19 protein-coding genes are annotated in these 17,536 nt (G+C 60.7%); 13 read left to right on the top strand and 6 right to left on the bottom strand.

The genetic code is table 11. From position 1 onward, the window contains the following. Positions 1–17: 17 nt before the first annotated feature. The 4 genes from ACEN9F_RS12275 to ACEN9F_RS12260 all read left to right on the top strand — a co-directional run bounded on the left by ACEN9F_RS12275 (position 18) and on the right by ACEN9F_RS12260 (position 4,684). Positions 18–1,322 (top strand): RsmB/NOP family class I SAM-dependent RNA methyltransferase, encoded by a 1,305-nt coding sequence (locus tag ACEN9F_RS12275; RefSeq protein WP_413420296.1) that lies wholly within the window; start codon positions 18–20, stop codon positions 1,320–1,322. Positions 1,323–1,421: 99 nt separating this feature from the next. Then, a complete protein-coding gene (locus tag ACEN9F_RS12270) occupies positions 1,422–2,762 on the top strand; it encodes a mechanosensitive ion channel family protein (protein ID WP_413420295.1) in 1,341 nt (446 codons plus the stop codon). Positions 2,763–2,912: 150 nt separating this feature from the next. Beyond that, positions 2,913–4,115 (top strand): fatty acid desaturase, encoded by a 1,203-nt coding sequence (locus ACEN9F_RS12265; RefSeq protein WP_413420294.1) that lies wholly within the window; start codon positions 2,913–2,915, stop codon positions 4,113–4,115. A gap of 62 nt (positions 4,116–4,177) precedes the next feature. After that, positions 4,178–4,684, top strand: a complete 507-nt coding sequence (locus ACEN9F_RS12260) for a hypothetical protein (protein ID WP_413420293.1) — start codon at positions 4,178–4,180, stop codon at positions 4,682–4,684. Between the two features lie 58 nt (positions 4,685–4,742). Here the strand turns inward: ACEN9F_RS12260 and rpmG are convergent, their stop codons facing one another. The 3 genes from rpmG to radC all read right to left on the bottom strand — a co-directional run bounded on the left by rpmG (position 4,743) and on the right by radC (position 6,008). Continuing rightward, on the bottom strand, positions 4,743–4,910 hold the full coding sequence (rpmG, locus tag ACEN9F_RS12255; protein WP_008451489.1) for a 50S ribosomal protein L33: 168 nt from the start codon (positions 4,908–4,910) through the stop codon (positions 4,743–4,745). A 13-nt stretch (positions 4,911–4,923) separates the two neighbouring features. Further along, on the bottom strand, positions 4,924–5,160 hold the full coding sequence (gene rpmB, locus ACEN9F_RS12250) for a 50S ribosomal protein L28 (RefSeq protein WP_008451488.1): 237 nt from the start codon (positions 5,158–5,160) through the stop codon (positions 4,924–4,926). A 173-nt stretch (positions 5,161–5,333) separates the two neighbouring features. Then, a complete protein-coding gene (radC, locus tag ACEN9F_RS12245; RefSeq protein ID WP_413420292.1) occupies positions 5,334–6,008 on the bottom strand; it encodes a RadC family protein in 675 nt (224 codons plus the stop codon). Between the two features lie 175 nt (positions 6,009–6,183). Between radC and ACEN9F_RS12240 the strand changes: the two genes are divergently transcribed. The 6 genes from ACEN9F_RS12240 to ACEN9F_RS12215 all read left to right on the top strand — a co-directional run bounded on the left by ACEN9F_RS12240 (position 6,184) and on the right by ACEN9F_RS12215 (position 11,537). Further along, positions 6,184–6,636, top strand: a complete 453-nt coding sequence (locus ACEN9F_RS12240) for an FKBP-type peptidyl-prolyl cis-trans isomerase (protein WP_413420291.1) — start codon at positions 6,184–6,186, stop codon at positions 6,634–6,636. Positions 6,637–6,643: 7 nt separating this feature from the next. Then, a complete protein-coding gene (gene ispH / locus ACEN9F_RS12235; RefSeq protein ID WP_413420290.1) occupies positions 6,644–7,606 on the top strand; it encodes a 4-hydroxy-3-methylbut-2-enyl diphosphate reductase in 963 nt (320 codons plus the stop codon). Between the two features lie 267 nt (positions 7,607–7,873). Then, complete coding sequence (locus tag ACEN9F_RS12230) at positions 7,874–8,803, top strand: branched-chain amino acid ABC transporter permease (protein ID WP_413420289.1); 930 nt, start codon at positions 7,874–7,876, stop codon at positions 8,801–8,803. Between the two features lie 12 nt (positions 8,804–8,815). Next, the gene (locus ACEN9F_RS12225; RefSeq protein ID WP_413420288.1) at positions 8,816–10,033 is read left to right on the top strand and encodes an ABC transporter permease subunit; all 1,218 of its coding nucleotides are present in this window, start codon (positions 8,816–8,818) and stop codon (positions 10,031–10,033) included. Between the two features lie 11 nt (positions 10,034–10,044). Continuing rightward, positions 10,045–10,815 (top strand): ABC transporter ATP-binding protein, encoded by a 771-nt coding sequence (locus tag ACEN9F_RS12220; RefSeq protein ID WP_413420287.1) that lies wholly within the window; start codon positions 10,045–10,047, stop codon positions 10,813–10,815. Continuing rightward, positions 10,815–11,537 carry an ABC transporter ATP-binding protein gene (locus ACEN9F_RS12215; protein WP_413420286.1) on the top strand — a complete coding sequence of 241 codons (723 nt, stop codon included), beginning with the start codon at positions 10,815–10,817 and terminating at the stop codon, positions 11,535–11,537. The genes ACEN9F_RS12220 and ACEN9F_RS12215 overlap by 1 nt, the downstream gene beginning before the upstream one ends. A 34-nt stretch (positions 11,538–11,571) precedes the next feature. On the opposite strand, the gene ACEN9F_RS12210 is transcribed toward ACEN9F_RS12215, so the two are convergent. Together ACEN9F_RS12210 and ACEN9F_RS12205 are read right to left on the bottom strand one after the other, a co-directional pair. Next, the gene (locus ACEN9F_RS12210) at positions 11,572–12,765 is read right to left on the bottom strand and encodes a hypothetical protein (protein WP_413420285.1); all 1,194 of its coding nucleotides are present in this window, start codon (positions 12,763–12,765) and stop codon (positions 11,572–11,574) included. A gap of 208 nt (positions 12,766–12,973) precedes the next feature. Continuing rightward, the gene (locus ACEN9F_RS12205; protein WP_413420284.1) at positions 12,974–13,531 is read right to left on the bottom strand and encodes a phasin family protein; all 558 of its coding nucleotides are present in this window, start codon (positions 13,529–13,531) and stop codon (positions 12,974–12,976) included. Between the two features lie 339 nt (positions 13,532–13,870). On the opposite strand from ACEN9F_RS12205, the gene ACEN9F_RS12200 reads away from it, so the two are divergent. The 3 genes from ACEN9F_RS12200 (at position 13,871) to pbpG (ending at position 16,685) form a co-directional block, all read left to right on the top strand. After that, a complete protein-coding gene (locus tag ACEN9F_RS12200) occupies positions 13,871–14,779 on the top strand; it encodes a DMT family transporter (RefSeq protein ID WP_413420283.1) in 909 nt (302 codons plus the stop codon). 12 nt (positions 14,780–14,791) lie between these two features. Further along, positions 14,792–15,487 (top strand): nitroreductase, encoded by a 696-nt coding sequence (locus ACEN9F_RS12195; protein WP_413420282.1) that lies wholly within the window; start codon positions 14,792–14,794, stop codon positions 15,485–15,487. Between the two features lie 127 nt (positions 15,488–15,614). After that, a complete protein-coding gene (pbpG, locus tag ACEN9F_RS12190; RefSeq protein WP_413420281.1) occupies positions 15,615–16,685 on the top strand; it encodes a D-alanyl-D-alanine endopeptidase in 1,071 nt (356 codons plus the stop codon). Here the strand turns inward: pbpG and ACEN9F_RS12185 are convergent. After that, positions 16,667–17,446: an IclR family transcriptional regulator gene (locus ACEN9F_RS12185; protein WP_413420280.1), complete on the bottom strand. Its 780-nt coding sequence runs from the start codon at positions 17,444–17,446 to the stop codon at positions 16,667–16,669. The two genes, pbpG and ACEN9F_RS12185, sit on opposite strands and share 19 nt — an antisense overlap. Positions 17,447–17,536 lie beyond the last annotated feature (90 nt).

Genomic DNA, 17,536 nt, shown 5'->3' with positions numbered 1-17,536 from the left:
CTAAACCAAGGAATTCCATGAGATTGCCACCAGCGATACTCGCCAACGCCGAAGAAGTGTTGCGCGAGATTTTGCGCTTTGCCGCGCCGGCCGACACCACCCTGTCGCGCTATTTCAAAGACCACCCGCGCCTGGGCGGCCGCGAACGCGGCGCCATCGCCGAAGCCATCTACAACGTGCTGCGCAATAAATCGTTCTACACCGACTTCTCCGAAGCCGGCGGCGGCGCCACCATGCGCCGCCTGACCTTGCTGGGCATGGCCGACGCCGTCGGCGTCGAGTCGCTCGGCGGCCTGACCGAGGAAGAAGTGGCGTGGGTCGAGCGCATCCTGCAGATCGACCGCAAGGTGATGCACAAGTCGATGCGCTCGAACATGCCGAAATGGCTGTTCGACAAGCTGGTCGAGCAGATGGGCGAAGACGAGACCCTGCTGCTGGCCGACGGCATGAACGCGCCGGCGCCGCTGGACCTGCGCGTCAACAGCCTGAAGGCGACCCGCGAAGCGGTCGCCGAAGAGCTGGCGCAGGCGCCGATCCGCAGCACGCCGACGCCGTTCTCGCCGCTGGGCCTGCGCGTGCTGCAAAAGCCGGCGCTGCAAAACCTGCCGCTGTTCAAGAGCGGCGCCATCGAAGTGCAGGACGAGGGCAGCCAGGTGCTGTCCGCCATCGTCGGCGCCAAGCGCGGCGAGATGGTGGTCGACTTCTGCGCCGGCGCCGGCGGCAAGACGCTGGCGCTGGGTGCCATCATGCGCAACACCGGCCGCCTGTATGCGTTCGACGTGTCCGAGAAGCGCCTGGCCAAGCTCAAGCCGCGCCTGGCGCGCAGCGGCCTGTCCAACGTGCATCCGGTGCAGATCGCGCATGAGCGCGACGCCAAGATCAAGCGTCTGGCCGGCAAGATCGACCGCGTGCTGGTCGACGCGCCATGCTCGGGCCTGGGCACGCTGCGCCGCAATCCCGACGTCAAGTGGCGCCAGAAGCCGGACGCGATCGGCGAACTGCAAGTCAAGCAGGCCGCGATCCTGGACGGCGCCGCGCGCCTGCTGAAGGGCGGCGGCCGCCTGGTCTACGCGACCTGCAGCTTCCTGGACGACGAGAACGACTTCATCGCCAAGCAATTCCTCGACACCCACCCGGACTTCGAGCTGGTGCCGATGAGCAAGGTGCTGGCCGAGCAGAAGATCGAGCTGGACATGGGCGACTACCTGAAACTGCTGCCGCACAAGCACCAGACCGACGGCTTCTTCGCCGCCGTGTTCGAGCGCAAGCCGATGGCCAAGAAAGTCGTCGTCAAGGACGAGGACGAAGCCGTCGAAGAATAAAACGACGCTGTTTCAAAGGCCGGGAAGGGTGCTCACCTCCCGGCCTTTTTACGTTAATCTACGCATCTCGCAACTCAGCAGACACTCGGCAAAATCCCCATGGCCCAACCACAACCGCTCCTCAATCTCATCGACGACCTCACCGGCGATATCCGCGACCCCAGCCTGCTGTGGCAGCTGGTCGCCATCGTCGGCGCCGTCATCCTGGGCTTTGCGCTGGCGCGGCTGCTGAAAAAACGCTTCGGCCGCGACGAGGCGCACGGCGGCATGCTGCGCTTCGGCGTCGAGAGCTTCGGCCGCGTGATGGCGCCGCTGGCCGTGGTCTGCCTGCTGGCGCTGGCGCGCGTGGCGCTGGTCAAGTACCACTTCCACGTCAACCTGATCAAGGTCGCGCTGCCGATCTTCGGCTCGCTGGCGGTGATACGCTTCACCTTCTACGTGCTGCGCCGCGTGTTCGCGCGCCGCGGCGGCGAGGTCAGCCCGACCATGCTGGCCTTTGAAAAAATCTTCCAGCTGCTGGTGTGGCTGGCCTTCGTGCTCTACATCACCGGCATGTGGTTCGAAGTCTACGAGTACATGGAAGGCACGGTCCTGCCCATCGGCAAATACAAGGTGTCGATCGCCGACATCCTGCAGGCCACGCTGTCGGTGGTGGTGCTGCTGATGCTGGCGCTGTGGGCCGGCGCCGCGCTGGAAGAGTGGCTGATGAAAGTGCAGGGTATGCACACCAACCTGCGGGTGGTGGTGTCGCGCACCGCGCGCGCCGTGCTGATCCTGGTGGCGGTGCTGATGAGCCTGTCGCTGGTGGGCATCGACCTGACCGTGCTGTCGGTGTTCGGCGGCGCGCTCGGCGTCGGCCTCGGCCTGGGCTTGCAAAAGATCGCCAGCAACTATGTGTCCGGCTTCGTGATCCTGCTGGACCGCAGCCTGACCATCGGCGACATGATTACGGTCGACAAATACAGCGGCATGGTGACGCAGATCAACACCCGCTACACCGTGCTGCAAGGCCTGGACGGCATGGAATCCATCGTGCCGAACGAGATGCTGGTGTCCGGCGCGGTGCAGAACTCGTCGCTGTCGAGCAGCATGCTGAACATCTCGACCAAGGTCTCGGTAGCCTACGATACCGATGTCGACATGGTGCTCAAGCTGCTGGAGGAGGCGGCGCTGACCGTCGCCCGCGTGCAAAAGGAAAAGGCGCCGTCGGCCACGCTGCTGAGCTTTGGCGCCGATGGTCTCGACCTGCAAGTCAGTTTCTGGATCAACGATCCGCAAAACGGCCGTGGCGGCGTGACCTCGGACGTCAACCGCGCGATCTGGCGCGCGCTCAAGGACAACAACATCTCGGTGCCGTTCCCGCAGAGGGAAATGCGCATCCTGGGCCCGGTGCCTAGCGTATTGGCGGGTACGGAAAGCACGACTGCATCAAGGGAATAGTCTGCGACCGCAAGAAAACCTTCCGCAAATCAGCATTAATTCAGCGTACAATACAGTCCAAAAGTAAGACTGACGGACTTCCTGCGCCTGTTGGAAACGCAATATTGACGGAACGACCGCATAGCGAGACATGCCCACTTTGGAGTAGTAATGAGCTTTAGTTTAAATGCAGTATTGGATTTTTTGTCTAACGGCGTCACCCGACTCACCGCCTGGCAAGTCTTCTTCTATACGATGGCGGTGACCCACATCACCATCGCCAGCGTGACCATTTATCTGCACCGCCACCAGGCGCACCGTGCACTGGAGTTGCACGCCATCCCTAGCCACTTCTTCCGTTTCTGGCTGTGGCTGACCACCGGCCAGGTGACCAAGGAATGGGCGTCGATCCACCGCAAGCACCACGCCAAGTGCGACACCGAGGAAGATCCGCACAGCCCGGTCACGCGCGGCATCAAGAAAGTGTTCTGGGAAGGCGCCGAGCTGTATCGCGCCGAATCGAAGAACAAGGAAACCATGGACAAGTACGGCCACGGCACGCCGGACGACTGGATCGAGCGCAACCTCTACACCCGCTTCAGCGCATCGGGCGTGGTGGCGCTGTTCATCATCAACTTCATGCTGTTCGGCGTCATCGGCATCACCGTGTGGGCCGTGCAAATGATCTGGATCCCGGTGACGGCGGCCGGCATCATCAACGGCATCGGCCACTACTGGGGCTACCGCAACTACGATTGCGCCGACGCCGCCACCAACATCATCCCGTTCGGCCTGCTGATCGGCGGCGAGGAACTGCACAACAACCATCACACCTTCGCCACCTCGGCCAAGCTGTCGTCGAAGTGGTATGAGTTCGACATCGGCTGGGGCTACATCCGCGCGCTGGAAATGCTGGGCCTGGCCAAGGTCAAGAAGCTGGCGCCGGAGCCGAAGTTCGCCAAGGACAAGCTGGAAGCCGACTTCGAGACGCTGCAATCGGTGATCGCCAACCGCTACGACGTCATGGCCAAGTACGCCAAGTCGATGAAGCATGCCTGGAAGGAAGAGCTGGAGCACCTGAAGGACAAGGCCCAGCTGGAATCGCGTTTCCTCAAATCGTCGCGCAAGCTGATGCAGCGCGAGCCGGGCAAGCTGGAAGCGCCGCAGCAGCAACAGCTGGTGGAACTGTTCCAGCACAGCAAAGCGCTGGAAACCATGCACAATATGCGGGTGGAACTGGGCGTGATCTGGGAGCGTTCGCACTTCACCCGCGACCAGCTGCTGCACAAGCTGCAGGACTGGTGCAACCGCGCCGAAGGCTCGGGCATCAAGTCGCTGCAGGATTTCTCGATGCGCCTGCGCAGCTACGCTTAACAGCAAGTATTGATACAATCAAATGGCCCTGCGGGGCCATTTTTCATTTGCAAAGGAAGACTATGGGATGGCGTAGTGTGGTGCTGGGGGCGGCGATGGCCTTGCCGTTGATGGCGCAGGCGGGCGACTGGACCGTGCGTTTCGATGGTGCGGGTCCGCTCAAGATCGGCATGCGTTTCGATACGGTCAACAAGATACTGGGCGACAATATGCAGCGCATGCCCAAGGAATTGCGCAACGTGCCGAACTGCTTCCAGCTGGAGCCGGCGCGCCAGCCCGGCTTGCTGCTGATGTTCATAGACGACGTGCTCAAGCGGGTCGATGTGATGGAGGAGGGCATCGCCTCCGAGCGCGGGATCGCGCTGGGCGATACGGTGGCCAAGGTGGAGCGCGCCTATGGCGAGGCGATCCAGCGCGCGGCGCAACTGCGCGACCCCGCCGAGCAGACGCTGACGGTGCTGGCCGGCGGCGGCCAGTATGCGATCCGCTTCGAGACCGGCAAGGGCAAGATCACCGGCCTCTACGCCGGCGACTATTCGCAGGTCCAGCTGACCGAAGGTTGCCAATAAAATTAAAAAAGCCGCTGAGTTTTCACTGAGCGGCTTTTTTATCGAGACGAAGACCGGATTACTTGATCTTGGTTTCTTTGAACATGACGTGCTTGCGTGCTTTAGGATCGAACTTCATGATCTCCATCTTAGCAGGCGTGGTACGCTTGTTCTTGGTAGTGGTGTAGAAGAAACCCGTACCTGCGGTCGATTCCAGCTTGATTTTGTCGCGGCCAGTTTTTGCCATGGTAGCTCCCTAATTAGACTTTTTCGCCACGGGCGCGCATGTCGGCCAGTACGGCATCGATGCCGACTTTGTCGATTACGCGCAGACCAGCGTTGGACAGACGCAGGGAGACCCAGCGGTTTTCAGATTCAACAAAAATACGACGGTTCTGCAGGTTAGGCAGGAAACGACGTTTGGTTTTGTTGTTTGCGTGGGAAACATTGTTGCCGACCATCGGCTTCTTCCCAGTAACTTGGCAAACACGTGCCATAACGCACTCCTTAAAAGACATTCCACAATTGGAAAAACAAGAGTATATCCAAAAAACTCAGCTTTTTCAATGACTTGTGAAAAACAATTGTGTCTTAAATATCTGAAAAAATTTAACAATTGTGAATTCGAGGTATTCCCCCTCTGTAAACCCTTGAGCGCACAGGGGTAAACTCATAGCTGGCCATGCTCGGCGAACGAGTGGACCTGGTGGCCCGCGACCACAAAATGGTCGAGGATGCGGATGTCCACCAGCGCCAACGCCTGCATCAGCGCCCGCGTCAGCAGCAGATCGGACTCGCTGGGATCGGGCGTGCCGGACGGGTGGTTGTGGGCCAGCATGACGCTGGCGGCGTTGCGCGCCAATGCTTCCTTGACCACTTCGCGCGGGTACACGCTGGTGTGGGTCAGCGTGCCGCGAAACATTTCCTTGGCCTCGATCAGGCGGTTCTTTACGTCGAGGAACAGCACATAAAAGGATTCAAAGGGCTTGCCGGCAAACACCAGCCGCAGGTATTCCTTGACCGCGCGCGGCGAGCCCAGCGTGGCGCCAGCCTTTATTTCCTCCAGGATGGCGCGCCGGGCCAGCTCCATCACCGCCTGCAGCTGGGCAAACTTGGCCGGCCCCAGGCCGTTGATGGCGGAGAATTCGGGCAGGCTGGCGCCGAACAGGCCTTGCAGCGAGCCAAAGTGGTGCACCATTTCCTGCCCGAGCTGCACCGCGTCCTTGCCGGGCACGCCGATGCGCAGGAATACCGCCAGCAATTCCGCATCCGTCAGCGCGGCGGCGCCTTCGCGTATCAGCCGCTCGCGCGGACGCCGCTCCAGCGGCCAGTCGATGATGGGCATGGGCTATCTCCGGTAATCGCTCTGCTGTCGATTATCGGCCGGCCGGCGGAGACGGTACTAACCCTGCGCAAAGCCGCGCAAACCGCCTTTTGCATCGATCGTTTGCGCGGGCCGCGGGCGCGAGGGGCAAGGTGGCTTACAATAGAGCCTTTGCCAGCTCATCGAATCTCAAGTCATGTCTAACGCGCAACCTGTCGTCACCCCATCGGCGTATCTCACCTTGCACTACCGTCTGGCCTCGCTGGACGGTACGGATATAGTTTCCACCTTCGCCGGCAATCCGGCCACGCTGATGCTGGGCCAGGGCCAGCTGGCGCCGGTGCTGGAAGCCTTGCTGATCGGCCTGCCGGAAGGCACGCACAAGACCTTCGACCTGGAGCCGGGCGTCGGCTTCGGCCCGCGCAATCCGGAACTGGTGCGCGAAGTGACCCGCGCCACGCTGGATGAGAACTCGGTGCCGGGCGCCGACTACAAGGTGGGCGACCTGGTCGACTTTGCCGCGCCGGGCGGCGGCCGCTTCGCCGGCATCCTGCGCGAGCTGGGCGACGACACCTGTCTGTTCGACTTCAACCATCCGCTGGCCGGCCAGCCGCTGAAATTCGAAGTCAACCTTATTTCCGTACTCTGAGGAAGTCATGAGCGATAAAGAAATCCTGTTGGCCCAGCCGCGCGGCTTTTGCGCCGGCGTCGACCGCGCCATCGAAATCGTCGAGCGCGCGTTGCAGCAGTTTGGCGCGCCCATCTATGTGCGCCATGAAATCGTCCACAACGCCTACGTGGTGGAAGACTTGCGCAACAAGGGCGCGATCTTCATCGAGGACCTGGATGATGTCCCGGCCGGCAACACGCTGGTGTTTTCGGCCCACGGCGTCTCCAAGGCGGTGCGCGCCGAAGCCGAGTCGCGCGGCCTGAGCATTTTCGACGCCACTTGTCCGCTGGTCACCAAGGTCCACGTGGAAGTGGCCAAGATGCGCAAGCAGGGTTGCGAGATCGTCATGATCGGCCACGACGGCCATCCGGAAGTCGAAGGCACGATGGGCCAGACGGAAGAGGGCATGTACCTGGTCGAAACCGTGGCCGATGTCGCCAGGCTGGACGTCACCAAGCCGGACCAGCTGGCCTATGTTTCGCAGACAACGTTGTCGGTAGACGACACCGCCGACATCATCGAAGCCCTGAAGCGCAAATATCCGGCGATCATCGAGCCGAAAAAAGGCGATATTTGCTACGCCACCACCAACCGCCAGGAAGCCGTGAAATTCATGGCGCCGCAGGTCGACCTGGTGATCGTGGTCGGCAGCCCGAACAGCTCCAACTCCAACCGCCTGCGCGAAGTGGCGGAGAAGAAGGGCACGCCGGCCTATATGGTGGACAACGCCACGCAGATCGACGCCGCCTGGCTGGAAGGCAAAGTCCGCGTCGGCGTGACGGCGGGCGCTTCGGCGCCGGAAGTGCTGGTGCATGCCGTGATCGACCGCCTGAAGGAACTGGGCGTGCGCAGCGTGCGCACCCTGGACGGCGTGGAGGAGTCGGTGACCTTCCCGCTGCCCAAGGGGCTGGATGGACAGAAAATCGCACCAATCGGAGGCGCGGCCTGAAGATTCGTTGGCCGGCGCGGAATTTAATTCAGTGACTGCTCATTTATTCCGCAGTTAGTTTTTCCAAATTCTCGCTATTATTTGCCTCGCTCTAAAAAGTTGTCGTTTCGGCTTATAAAACGGGGGCGGCGGCAGACACCGGTCAGGCACGAAACTTGCATTTTGAACGCGTAGTCAACGGCGGCACTACGGGGACACCCTCCCCGGGTGCCGTTTTTGTTACATGAACCGTCTGTGCAGGCATAACACAAAGTAAAGGCACTCTGAATGGATACTTTTATCCAACAAATTATTAATGGACTGGTGCTCGGCAGCATGTACGCACTGGTCGCGCTGGGCTACACCATGGTGTACGGCGTACTGAACCTGATCAACTTCGCCCACGGCGACGTGCTGATGATAGGCGCGATGACCGGCCTGACCATCCTCAAACTGCTCAACGTCTATGCGCCCGACCTGCCCGGCTACGTCAAGCTGGCGATCGCCATCGGCGGCGCCATCCCGGTCTGCATGGCGGTCAACGTCCTGATCGAACGCGTCGCCTACCGCCGCCTGCGCAATGCGCCGCGCCTGGCGCCGCTGATCACCGCCATCGGCGTCTCGATCCTGCTGCAAACCTTCGCCATGATGATCTGGGACCGCAACCCGCTGCCGTTCCCGCAACTGCTGTCGTCGGATCCGGTCGCCATCGGCGGCGCGCTGATCTCGCCGACCCAGATCCTGCTGCTGGCGCTGGCCGTGATCGCCATGACCGGGCTGGTGTTGCTGGTGGAAAAAACCAAGATGGGCCGCGCCATGCGCGCCACCGCGGAAAACCCGCGCGTCGCCGGCCTGATGGGCGTCGACTCCAACAAGGTCATCGTCGCCACCTTCGCGCTCGGCGCGGCGCTGGCCGCCGTGGCCGGCGTGATGTGGGGCGCCAACTACGCGTCGATCTCCTTCACGATGGGCTTCGTGCCCGGCCTGAAGGCGTTCTCGGCCGCGGTACTGGGCGGCATCGGCAATATCTACGGCGCCATGATCGGCGGTATCGTCCTCGGCCTGGTGGAAAGCCTGGGCGCCGGCTACATCGGCGACCTGACCGGCGGCTTCCTCGGCAGCCACTACCAGGACATCTTCGCCTTCGTCGTGCTGATCCTGGTGTTGACGGTGCGGCCGTCCGGCATCATGGGCGAACGCGTTGCGGACCGCGCGTAACAAAGGGACATCATGGCTATCTTGAATTTCGACTTCACCCACAATCCACGCAAGGCCTACAGCAGCATGGCCGTGCTGATCATCGGCTTGCTGGTGTTCCCGTTCTTTGCCGCGCAGTTCGGCAACTCGTGGGTCCGCATCATCGACATGGCGCTGCTGTACATCATGCTGGCGCTGGGGCTGAACATCGTGGTCGGCTTTGCCGGCCTGCTGGACCTGGGCTATATCGCCTTCTTCGCGGTGGGCGCTTATGTGACGGGGCTGCTGGCCTCGCCGCAGTTCGCCACCTTGCTGGAATCGGTGATCTATCAGTACCCGGTGCTGGGCGAATCGCTGGTGGCGCTGTTCGGGCCGGAAATCCAGCAAAACGGCATCCACCTGTCGGTCTGGATGATCGTGCCGCTGGCGGCCGCGCTGGCCGGCCTGTTCGGCGCGCTGCTGGGGGCGCCGACCTTGAAGCTGCGCGGCGACTACCTGGCCATCGTGACCCTGGGCTTCGGCGAGATCATCCGTATCTTCATGAACAACCTGAACGAGCCGATCAACTTCACCAACGGTCCGCAGGGCATCAACATGATCGATTCGATCAAGGTGTTCGGCGTCAACCTGGCCGGCGAGGCGGGCTCGCGCGCCACGGTGGTCATCGGCGGCTTCTCCATGCCGTCGGTCAACGCCTACTATTTCCTGTTCCTGGCGCTGTGCATCGCGATCGTGTTCGTCACCACGCGCCTGCAGCATTCGCGCCTGGGCCGCGCCTGGGTCGCGATCCGCGAGGACGAGATCGCCGCCAAGGCGATGGGCATCAATACCCGCAACGTCAAGCTGCTGGCGTTCTCGATGGGCGCCTCGTTCGGCGGCGTGGCCGGCGCCATGTTCGCGGCCTTCCAGGGCTTCGTGTCGCCGGAATCGTTCGCGCTGACCGAATCGATCGCCGTGCTGGCGATGGTGGTGCTGGGCGGCATTGGCCACATCCCGGGCGTGATCCTGGGCGGCGTGCTGCTGGCCTCGTTGCCGGAAGTGCTGCGCCACGTGGTCGAGCCGCTGCAGCAGCAGTTGTTCGGCCATGTGCTGATCGAAGCGGAGGTGCTGCGCCAGCTGCTGTACGGCCTGGCGCTGGTGCTGATGATGCTGTTCCGTCCGGCCGGCTTGTGGCCTTCGCCCAAGCATGAAGACCGTCCCGACAGCGACTCCGACACCAAAGATCAATCGTCCGGCACCATGGCGGCGTGAGGAAGACAGAAATGAGTGAACAGGTAATTCTCCACATCGCTGGCGTCAACAAGCGCTTCGGCGGCCTGCAGGCGCTGACCGATGTCGGCATCAAGATCATGAAAGGCCAGATTTACGGCCTGATCGGCCCCAACGGCGCCGGCAAGACCACTTTCTTCAATGTCATCACCGGCCTGTACCAGCCGGACACCGGCACCTTCGAGCTGGCCGGCAAGCCGTATTCGCCGTCGGCGCCGCACGCGGTGGCCAAGGCCGGCATCGCCCGCACCTTCCAGAACATCCGCCTGTTCGGCGAGATGACCGCGCTGGAGAACGTCATGGTGGGCCGCCACGTGCGCTCGCACCAGGGCGTGTTCGGCGCCGTGTTCCGCCACAAGGCGGCGCGCGAGGAAGAGGCGTCGATCCGCAAGCGCGCGCAGGAGCTGCTGGACTTCGTCGGCATCGGCCAGTTCGCCAGCCGCACGGCGCGCTTCCTGTCCTACGGCGACCAGCGCCGCCTGGAAATCGCCCGCGCGCTGGCGACCGATCCGCAACTGCTGGCGCTGGACGAACCGGCGGCCGGCATGAACGCGACCGAGAAACTGGCGCTGCGCGAGCTGCTGGTCAAGATCAAGAACGAAGGCAAGACGGTGTTGTTAATTGAACACGACGTCAAGATGATGATGAGCTTGTGCGACCGGCTGATGGTGCTGGAGTACGGCAAGCCGATTGCGGAAGGTTTGCCGGCGGAAATACAAAGCAATAAGGCGGTGATTGAAGCCTATCTGGGAGGATCGCACTAATGAGCGACAACGTTCTTAAAGTATCGGGACTGAAAGTCGCGTACGGCGGCATCAAAGCCGTCAAGGGTATCGATCTGGAAGTGAACAAGGGCGAACTGATCGCGCTGATCGGCGCGAATGGCGCCGGCAAGACCACGACCTTGAAAGCCATTACCGGCACTTTACCGCCGTGTAAAGTCGAGGGCACGATCAGCTATCAGGGCGTATCTTTAAAAGGCAGTAAATCCTTCCATTTGGTGGAAAAGAAACTGGCGATGGTGCCGGAAGGCCGTGGCGTATTTACCCGCATGTCGATTCATGAGAATCTGATGATGGGGGCTTATACCCGTAACGATACAGCCGGCATCGACGCCGATATCGCCAAATGGTTTGATGTGTTCCCGCGCTTGAAAGAACGCTCGGCGCAAATGGCCGGGACCTTGTCGGGCGGTGAGCAGCAAATGCTGGCGATGGCACGCGCATTAATGTCGCATCCTGAACTGCTGTTATTGGATGAGCCATCGATGGGGTTATCGCCGATTATGGTGGAAAAGATTTTCGAGGTGATTCGCAATGTCTCGAAAGAGGGAATTACGATTCTGCTGGTCGAGCAGAATGCGAAACTCGCATTGCAAGCGGCGCATCGCGGCTATGTCATGGACTCCGGGAACATCACCATGACCGGCAACGCCCAGGACATGCTGGACGATCCCCGCGTCAAGGCGGCTTATCTGGGCGAATAGGGGGAAACCGGAAAGCGTTCCGGTTTTTCCGGCTTCACGCGGTCAATATGTGAGTTGCCAGGAGGCTGAATCTTTGCAATTCCGGCGCGATTTCTGCCGCATAATCCGGGGCGTTTACCGTCACCGGTAGATGACCTCCGCCGGGATTCTTATATTGAGCCGTAATCGTCTTGTCGCCCACAAAGCGGACCTCCACGCCGGGCGGCAAATTGTCTTCAAGCATAATATAGAAAGGCCGGAACCATTGAGGTATCAACAGGACCTCGAACCCGCCGGGTCCCGGCGCTATCGCCCCACCTGGCACCTCCGACTCATAGGATAAGCCGTGGTGGTCCGAGTTCGCGACGTTGGAAGGCGGTTGCCGGACAATGGCCATGACCGTGTTTTGTGCCCGCTCGGTCATTTCTGGCAGGTATAGTGTATTCAGTAAGGCCGTATTATTCCTGTCGGCGCCGTTCGCTTGCAAGCGCCGGGCGACCATCCCCCCGGCTCCCGGCATCTCTTGCTCGGCTTTTTCGCACTGTTCTTGTTGCTCAGGGGTCAATGCCACATTTTCCGGCCGGCTCCACTCCCCAAATGGATCGGTGTCGGGACTTTGTTTAATCCAGTCGTCTTGCCGCTCCAGGGCGACGCTGATACTGCCCCGGTCTTCCGCGTTCATCGATCCACTGGCAATTTCATTTGCGGTTGCGGTTCCCGCGCGATGATCCAGTACGTTGACCGCAAGCCCGCCATCGCCGCCCTCATCGACCGAGCCTACGAAATCAATATTCTGCTGAGTCAGCCGCTGGCGGCTGAGAATGCCGGTGGCGAATATGCTGCGGAGGAGTTTGGTAACGGAATAGACCTTGTTGACGTAAAGGACGAGCTCTTCCCCGTCTCTGAAAGGCAATACCTGATTTATGCCCAGCATCCAACCAGCTATTTCTGATTCGTCGAACGAAACCAAATGATCCAATTGGTTCATGCTCAAATAATCAATGATGCTGTCGATGGGGTGACCGTTGACGACCACTCGACGTTGGACGGTACGACCATCTTTCGCTCGCATCTGGGTTTGTACCGCCCGCAGGTTTTGAGAGTGCAAGCTTGAACTCATCGTTGCCTGCATCGCGCGTAGCTGTATGGCTTCGTCGCGCTTGTCTTCAGATGCCGTAGGCATTGGCGCCGGGCCCCGATTGATGAGGGCCGTGGTTTGATTGATGGTTGCAGGCGTTTGCGTTCTCATGTGGCCCCATCCTTTTTTATCGCTAGTTCAAGTACTGCTGGACAAGTATCAGGTTACCACGCTCAGCCATCTACTTGTCAAATGAATAAAAAAAAGCCCCGGCGCTTAGCCGAGGCTTTTAAGGACACCCGTTTGAGAAGAACTCCGCGGATGTCGAGGAGGCAGCACAACGGGGAGTCGGCGCGCTGCCGCGCCGATTATCCCTTGATTACTTCTTTGCAGCCGCTTTCGCGGTGGCGGTGGTGAACTGATTCACTGCCGACGACAGGTTGCTTTCGATCGATTCAACAGCCTGCTTGGCGGTTTTGGTGAATTGCTCGTAACCGGCATTGGCATTGCCGATTGCCGATTTCAGCAGGGCAACAGCGTTTTCGCTGCCGGCCGGGGCGTTCTTGCTCACTTCTTCCACCAGCGAAATGACTTTGCGGTTGGTTTCAGCGATCTGGGTTTCAGCGGCTTTGCTGAATTCAGCGCTGGTGCTCGAAGCGATGCTTGCCAGGTGACGGCCGTAAGCGATGGTCTTTTCGGCGTTAGGCTGAGCCTGAGCGGTGGCCAGCGAGAAGAATTCTTGCGGGTCTTTGGCCGACAGCAGTTGTTTGGTGGTGGCCGACGACTCTTCCAGCGATGCCTTGGCAGCGGTCAAGTTCAGGTCGACGAATTTCTCCACGCCTTCGAATGCCTTGTTGGTCAGGGCCGAGAAAATAGCGAACTGGGCTTCAAAGTTGGCTTTGGTCGCATTGGAAAATTGCTCAGGGATTGAAAACATTTAGATCTCCAGGAAAAATAGTCATTGATGATTGAATACTGCCGTTTCTTACCGTCGGTAAGAAACAGGCAATCCACGTTTCAGACCGAACAACAAATTGTGCAACGCAACAAACCCGATTTTACGGCCTTCAAAAATTAAGTCAAGCGATTTTTTGTGCGTTGCATCAAAGCACGAAATATCGATCCCTGGAAGTATTTCCATAGGGAATTGTTATCAAAAAGACGAGCTGGACAGGGGGCTGCCGATGGGAAATCGCTCACCGTGTTAGACTCAAGCCATCCCGAGTCGGCGCCGCAATCCGGCGCCGATTCCCTTTCAGTCCGATAGTCAGACGACATGCCCGAGACCCCGACCGCTGTTGCCGCCACCCGGCATGCCACTTTTCTATCGCCGATGCCGCTGTTTTTCGTGGTGTTGTGGAGCAGCGGCTTCATCGTCGCCAAGTTCGGCCTGCCGTATGCGCCGCCGCTGACCTTCCTGCTGCTGCGCTTTTTGGGCGTGCTGCTGTTCCTGGTGCCGGCCGTGCTGCTGCTCAAGGCGCCCTGGCCGTATGGCAAGATATGGCGGATCGCACTGGCCGGATTGCTGGTCCAGGCCGGCTACCTGATCGGCGTCTGGTGCGCGATCAAGCAGGGCATGCCGGCCGGCCTGTCGGCGCTGATCGTCGGCATGCAGCCGATATTGACCGCCTTCGCCGCGCCGCTGATCGGCGAAAAAGTCCGTCCGCGCCAGTGGCTGGGCTTGTTGTTCGGCATCGCCGGCGTCGGGCTGGTGGTGGCCGCCAAGGTCCAACTGGTCGGCTTGTCGCTTGATGCCATCTTATTGTGCGTGCTTGCACTATTGTCTATCACCATAGGCACGCTGTATCAGAAACGTTACTGCCCGCAGTTCGACCTGCGCACGGGCACGGTGATCCAGTTCGCCGCGTCCATCGTGCTGGTGTTGCCGCTGGCCATACTATTTGAAGGACTGGGCCCGGATTTTGCTGCGGTGCAGTGGACCCCGCGCTTTGTCGGTGCATTGCTGTGGTCGGTCCTGGGTCTGTCGATCGGCGCCATCTTCCTGCTGTTCGCGCTGATACGCCGCAGCGACGCCACCCAGGTCACCAGCCTGCTGTACCTGACGCCGCCGACCACCGCCGTCATGGCCTGGCTGATGTTCGGTGAAGCTTTCAACGCCCTCGGCATCGCTGGCATGGTGCTGGCGGTGACGGGCGTGATATTTGTGGTCAAAAAAGTTAAATAATAGCGAGGACACATGATTTCCACTCCCGACCAGCAAGCCGTCGACGCGGCGATCACGTCGCGCCGCTCGATCCGGGCCTTCCTGCCGACGCCGGTGGCGCGCGAGGACATCGCGCAGATACTGCAGGTGGCGGCGCGCGCGCCGTCCGGCACCAATACCCAGCCGTGGAAGGTGTATGTGCTGCAAGGCGAGCGCAAGCAGGAGTTGTCTTCGGCGATCTTGGCCATACATAATGACCCGGAGCAGTCCAAATTGCACACAGAGGAATACGCCTACTATCCGCGCGAGTGGATCTCTCCTTTTATCGAACGGCGCCGCAAGGTCGGCTGGGACCTGTATGCCTTGCTGGGCTTGACGCGCGACAACAAGACCGGCATGGCGGCCCAGCACGGCCGCAACTACGAATTCTTCGGCGCCCCGGTCGGGCTGATTTTTACGATAGACCGCATCATGGAGCAGGGCTCCTGGCTGGACTACGGAATGTTTCTGCAAAACATCATGGTGGCGGCGCGCGCGCGGGGACTGGATACCTGTCCGCAGGCGGCGTTTACGCAGTACCATCAAGTCATCGGCCAGCTACTGGGCTTGCCGGAAAATGAAACCGTGGTGTGCGGCATGGCGCTCGGTGTTGCGGACATGGCAAAGATTGAGAATACTTTGATCACGGACCGTATGCCGCTTGAAGAATTTGTTAAATTTGTCGATTAGTACCACCTTGTTTTTCCGGTATGGCGCATAAGCAACCAACGATGCGCTCAATGTTAAATATGCTTGCGCTGGGGCAGCGTTTTGCTACACTGCAACTTGGGTTGTACGACTTCTTTTGGGGATACGAATGTATAAACTAGCGTTAAGTGCGCTCATTTCGCTGATGTTTGCATCCGCAGCCGCTACCGCAGCGCCGGCACTCAGTGCCGACGGCGCCGCGCCGAAAAAACAGCAGGTCAAAAAGGCCAAGCGCCAGCCGGTGCGCGTCGCCGCGGCGCAAGCCAGCGAACGCGTGGTCAAGCGCGTCATCAAGGTCAACGGCCGCCGCAAGGTGGTGTACCAGCGCGTCATCGCCGCCGCACCGGCCGTGCCGACCATGGGCGACCTGGCCGGCCTGAACATGACGCGCGACCCGCTGGACCTGGCGTCCAACGTGGCGCTGGTGCTGGACCAGGCCAATTCCGAAGTGCTGTTTGAAAAGAATTCCAACGTCGCCTTGCCGATCGCCTCGATCACCAAGATGATGACCGGACTGGTCGTGGTGGAAGCGAAACAGGACATGGACGAAGTGCTGACCGTGACGGAAGAGGACGTCGACCGCGAAAAATTCAGCAGCTCGCGCCTGAAGGTCGGCGCCCAGCTGACCCGCGCCAATATGCTGCATATCGCCTTGATGAGTTCGGAAAACCGCGCCGCCTCCGCGCTGGGCCGCAACTACCCGGGCGGCAAGCCGGCGTTTGTCGAGGCGATGAACGCCAAGGCCCGCGAACTGGGCATGACCGACACGCATTACGTCGATTCCAGCGGCTTGTCGAAAATGAATGTGGCCAGCGCGCGCGACCTGGCCAAGCTGGCGATGGCGGCGTATCAACAGCCGATGCTGCGCCAGTTCTCGACCGACGCCAAGGCCATGATCGAGACGCCGAACGGCCGTCCGATGCAGTTCGGCACCACCAACCACCTGGTGCTGAGCCCGGACTGGGCGATCGGCCTGCAGAAAACCGGCTTCATCAACGAAGCGGGCCGCTGCCTGATGATGCAGGCGGTCATCGAAGGCCGCTCGGTCATCATGGTATTCCTGGACTCCAAGGGCAAGCAATCGCGTACCGCCGACGCGGGCCGCATGCGCAAATGGCTGGAAGCGCTGAAGCCGGCCGGCTTCGGCGCCAGTTCGCCGTCTTACTCGACGGGAATGTAACCCAGGGTGGCGGAAATCTGGTTGGCGGTGCCGACCAGGTCTTCCAGCCACTCTTCCTGCAAGCGGTCGGCCGGCGCCGAGATCGACAGCCCGGCAATCAGCTTGCCGCTGTCGTCGTGGATGCCGGCGGCCATGCAGCGCACACCCAGTTCCAGCTCCTCGTTATCGCGCGCATAGCCGCGTGAGCGCACCAGGCTCAGCTCCCGCTCCAGCTTGGACAGATCCGTGATCGAATTCTTGTTGTGCCCGGCCAAGCCGGTGCGCGTGGCGTAGGCGCGGATGGCTTTCGGCTCGTCCACCGACAGGAACAGCTTGCCGGTCGAGGTCAGGTGCAGCGGGCCGCGGCCGCCGATGGCGCGCACCACCTGCATGCCCGAGCGTTCCGAGAAGGCGCGGTCGATGTAGACGATCTCGTCGCCCTGGCGCACCGACAGGTTGATGGTCTGCTGGGTCTTCTTGTGCAGCGCGCGCATGAAATCCAGCGCCGCCTCGCGCACCGACAGCCGGCTCTTGACCACATTGCCCAGTTCCAGCAGGCGCATGCCGAGGCGGTAGGTGCCCGGCTCGATGCGGTCGACAAAGCGGGTCAGCACCATGTCGTTGAGGATGCGGTGCGCGGTTGACGGGTGCAGCCCGGAGACCTTGGATAATTCCTTCAGGCTCACGGGATCGGGATACTTGGCCAGTGCATCGAGCAACGCCACCATGCGCTCGATCACCTGGATAGTGGTCTTTTGCTCGGGAACGGTTTCGATTTTCATGATGTGGTTGGTGCAGTGCGGTATGTGATACTGACTTTATACCACAATGTGGAAAAAAGCGGAATTGATGCATAATACGACATTGTTATT

The sequence above is a fragment of the Duganella sp. CT11-25 genome (genome assembly GCF_047302815.1).
Lineage (GTDB): Bacteria > Pseudomonadota > Gammaproteobacteria > Burkholderiales > Burkholderiaceae_D > Rugamonas.
This window is presented reverse-complemented; position numbering and strand designations above follow the sequence as displayed.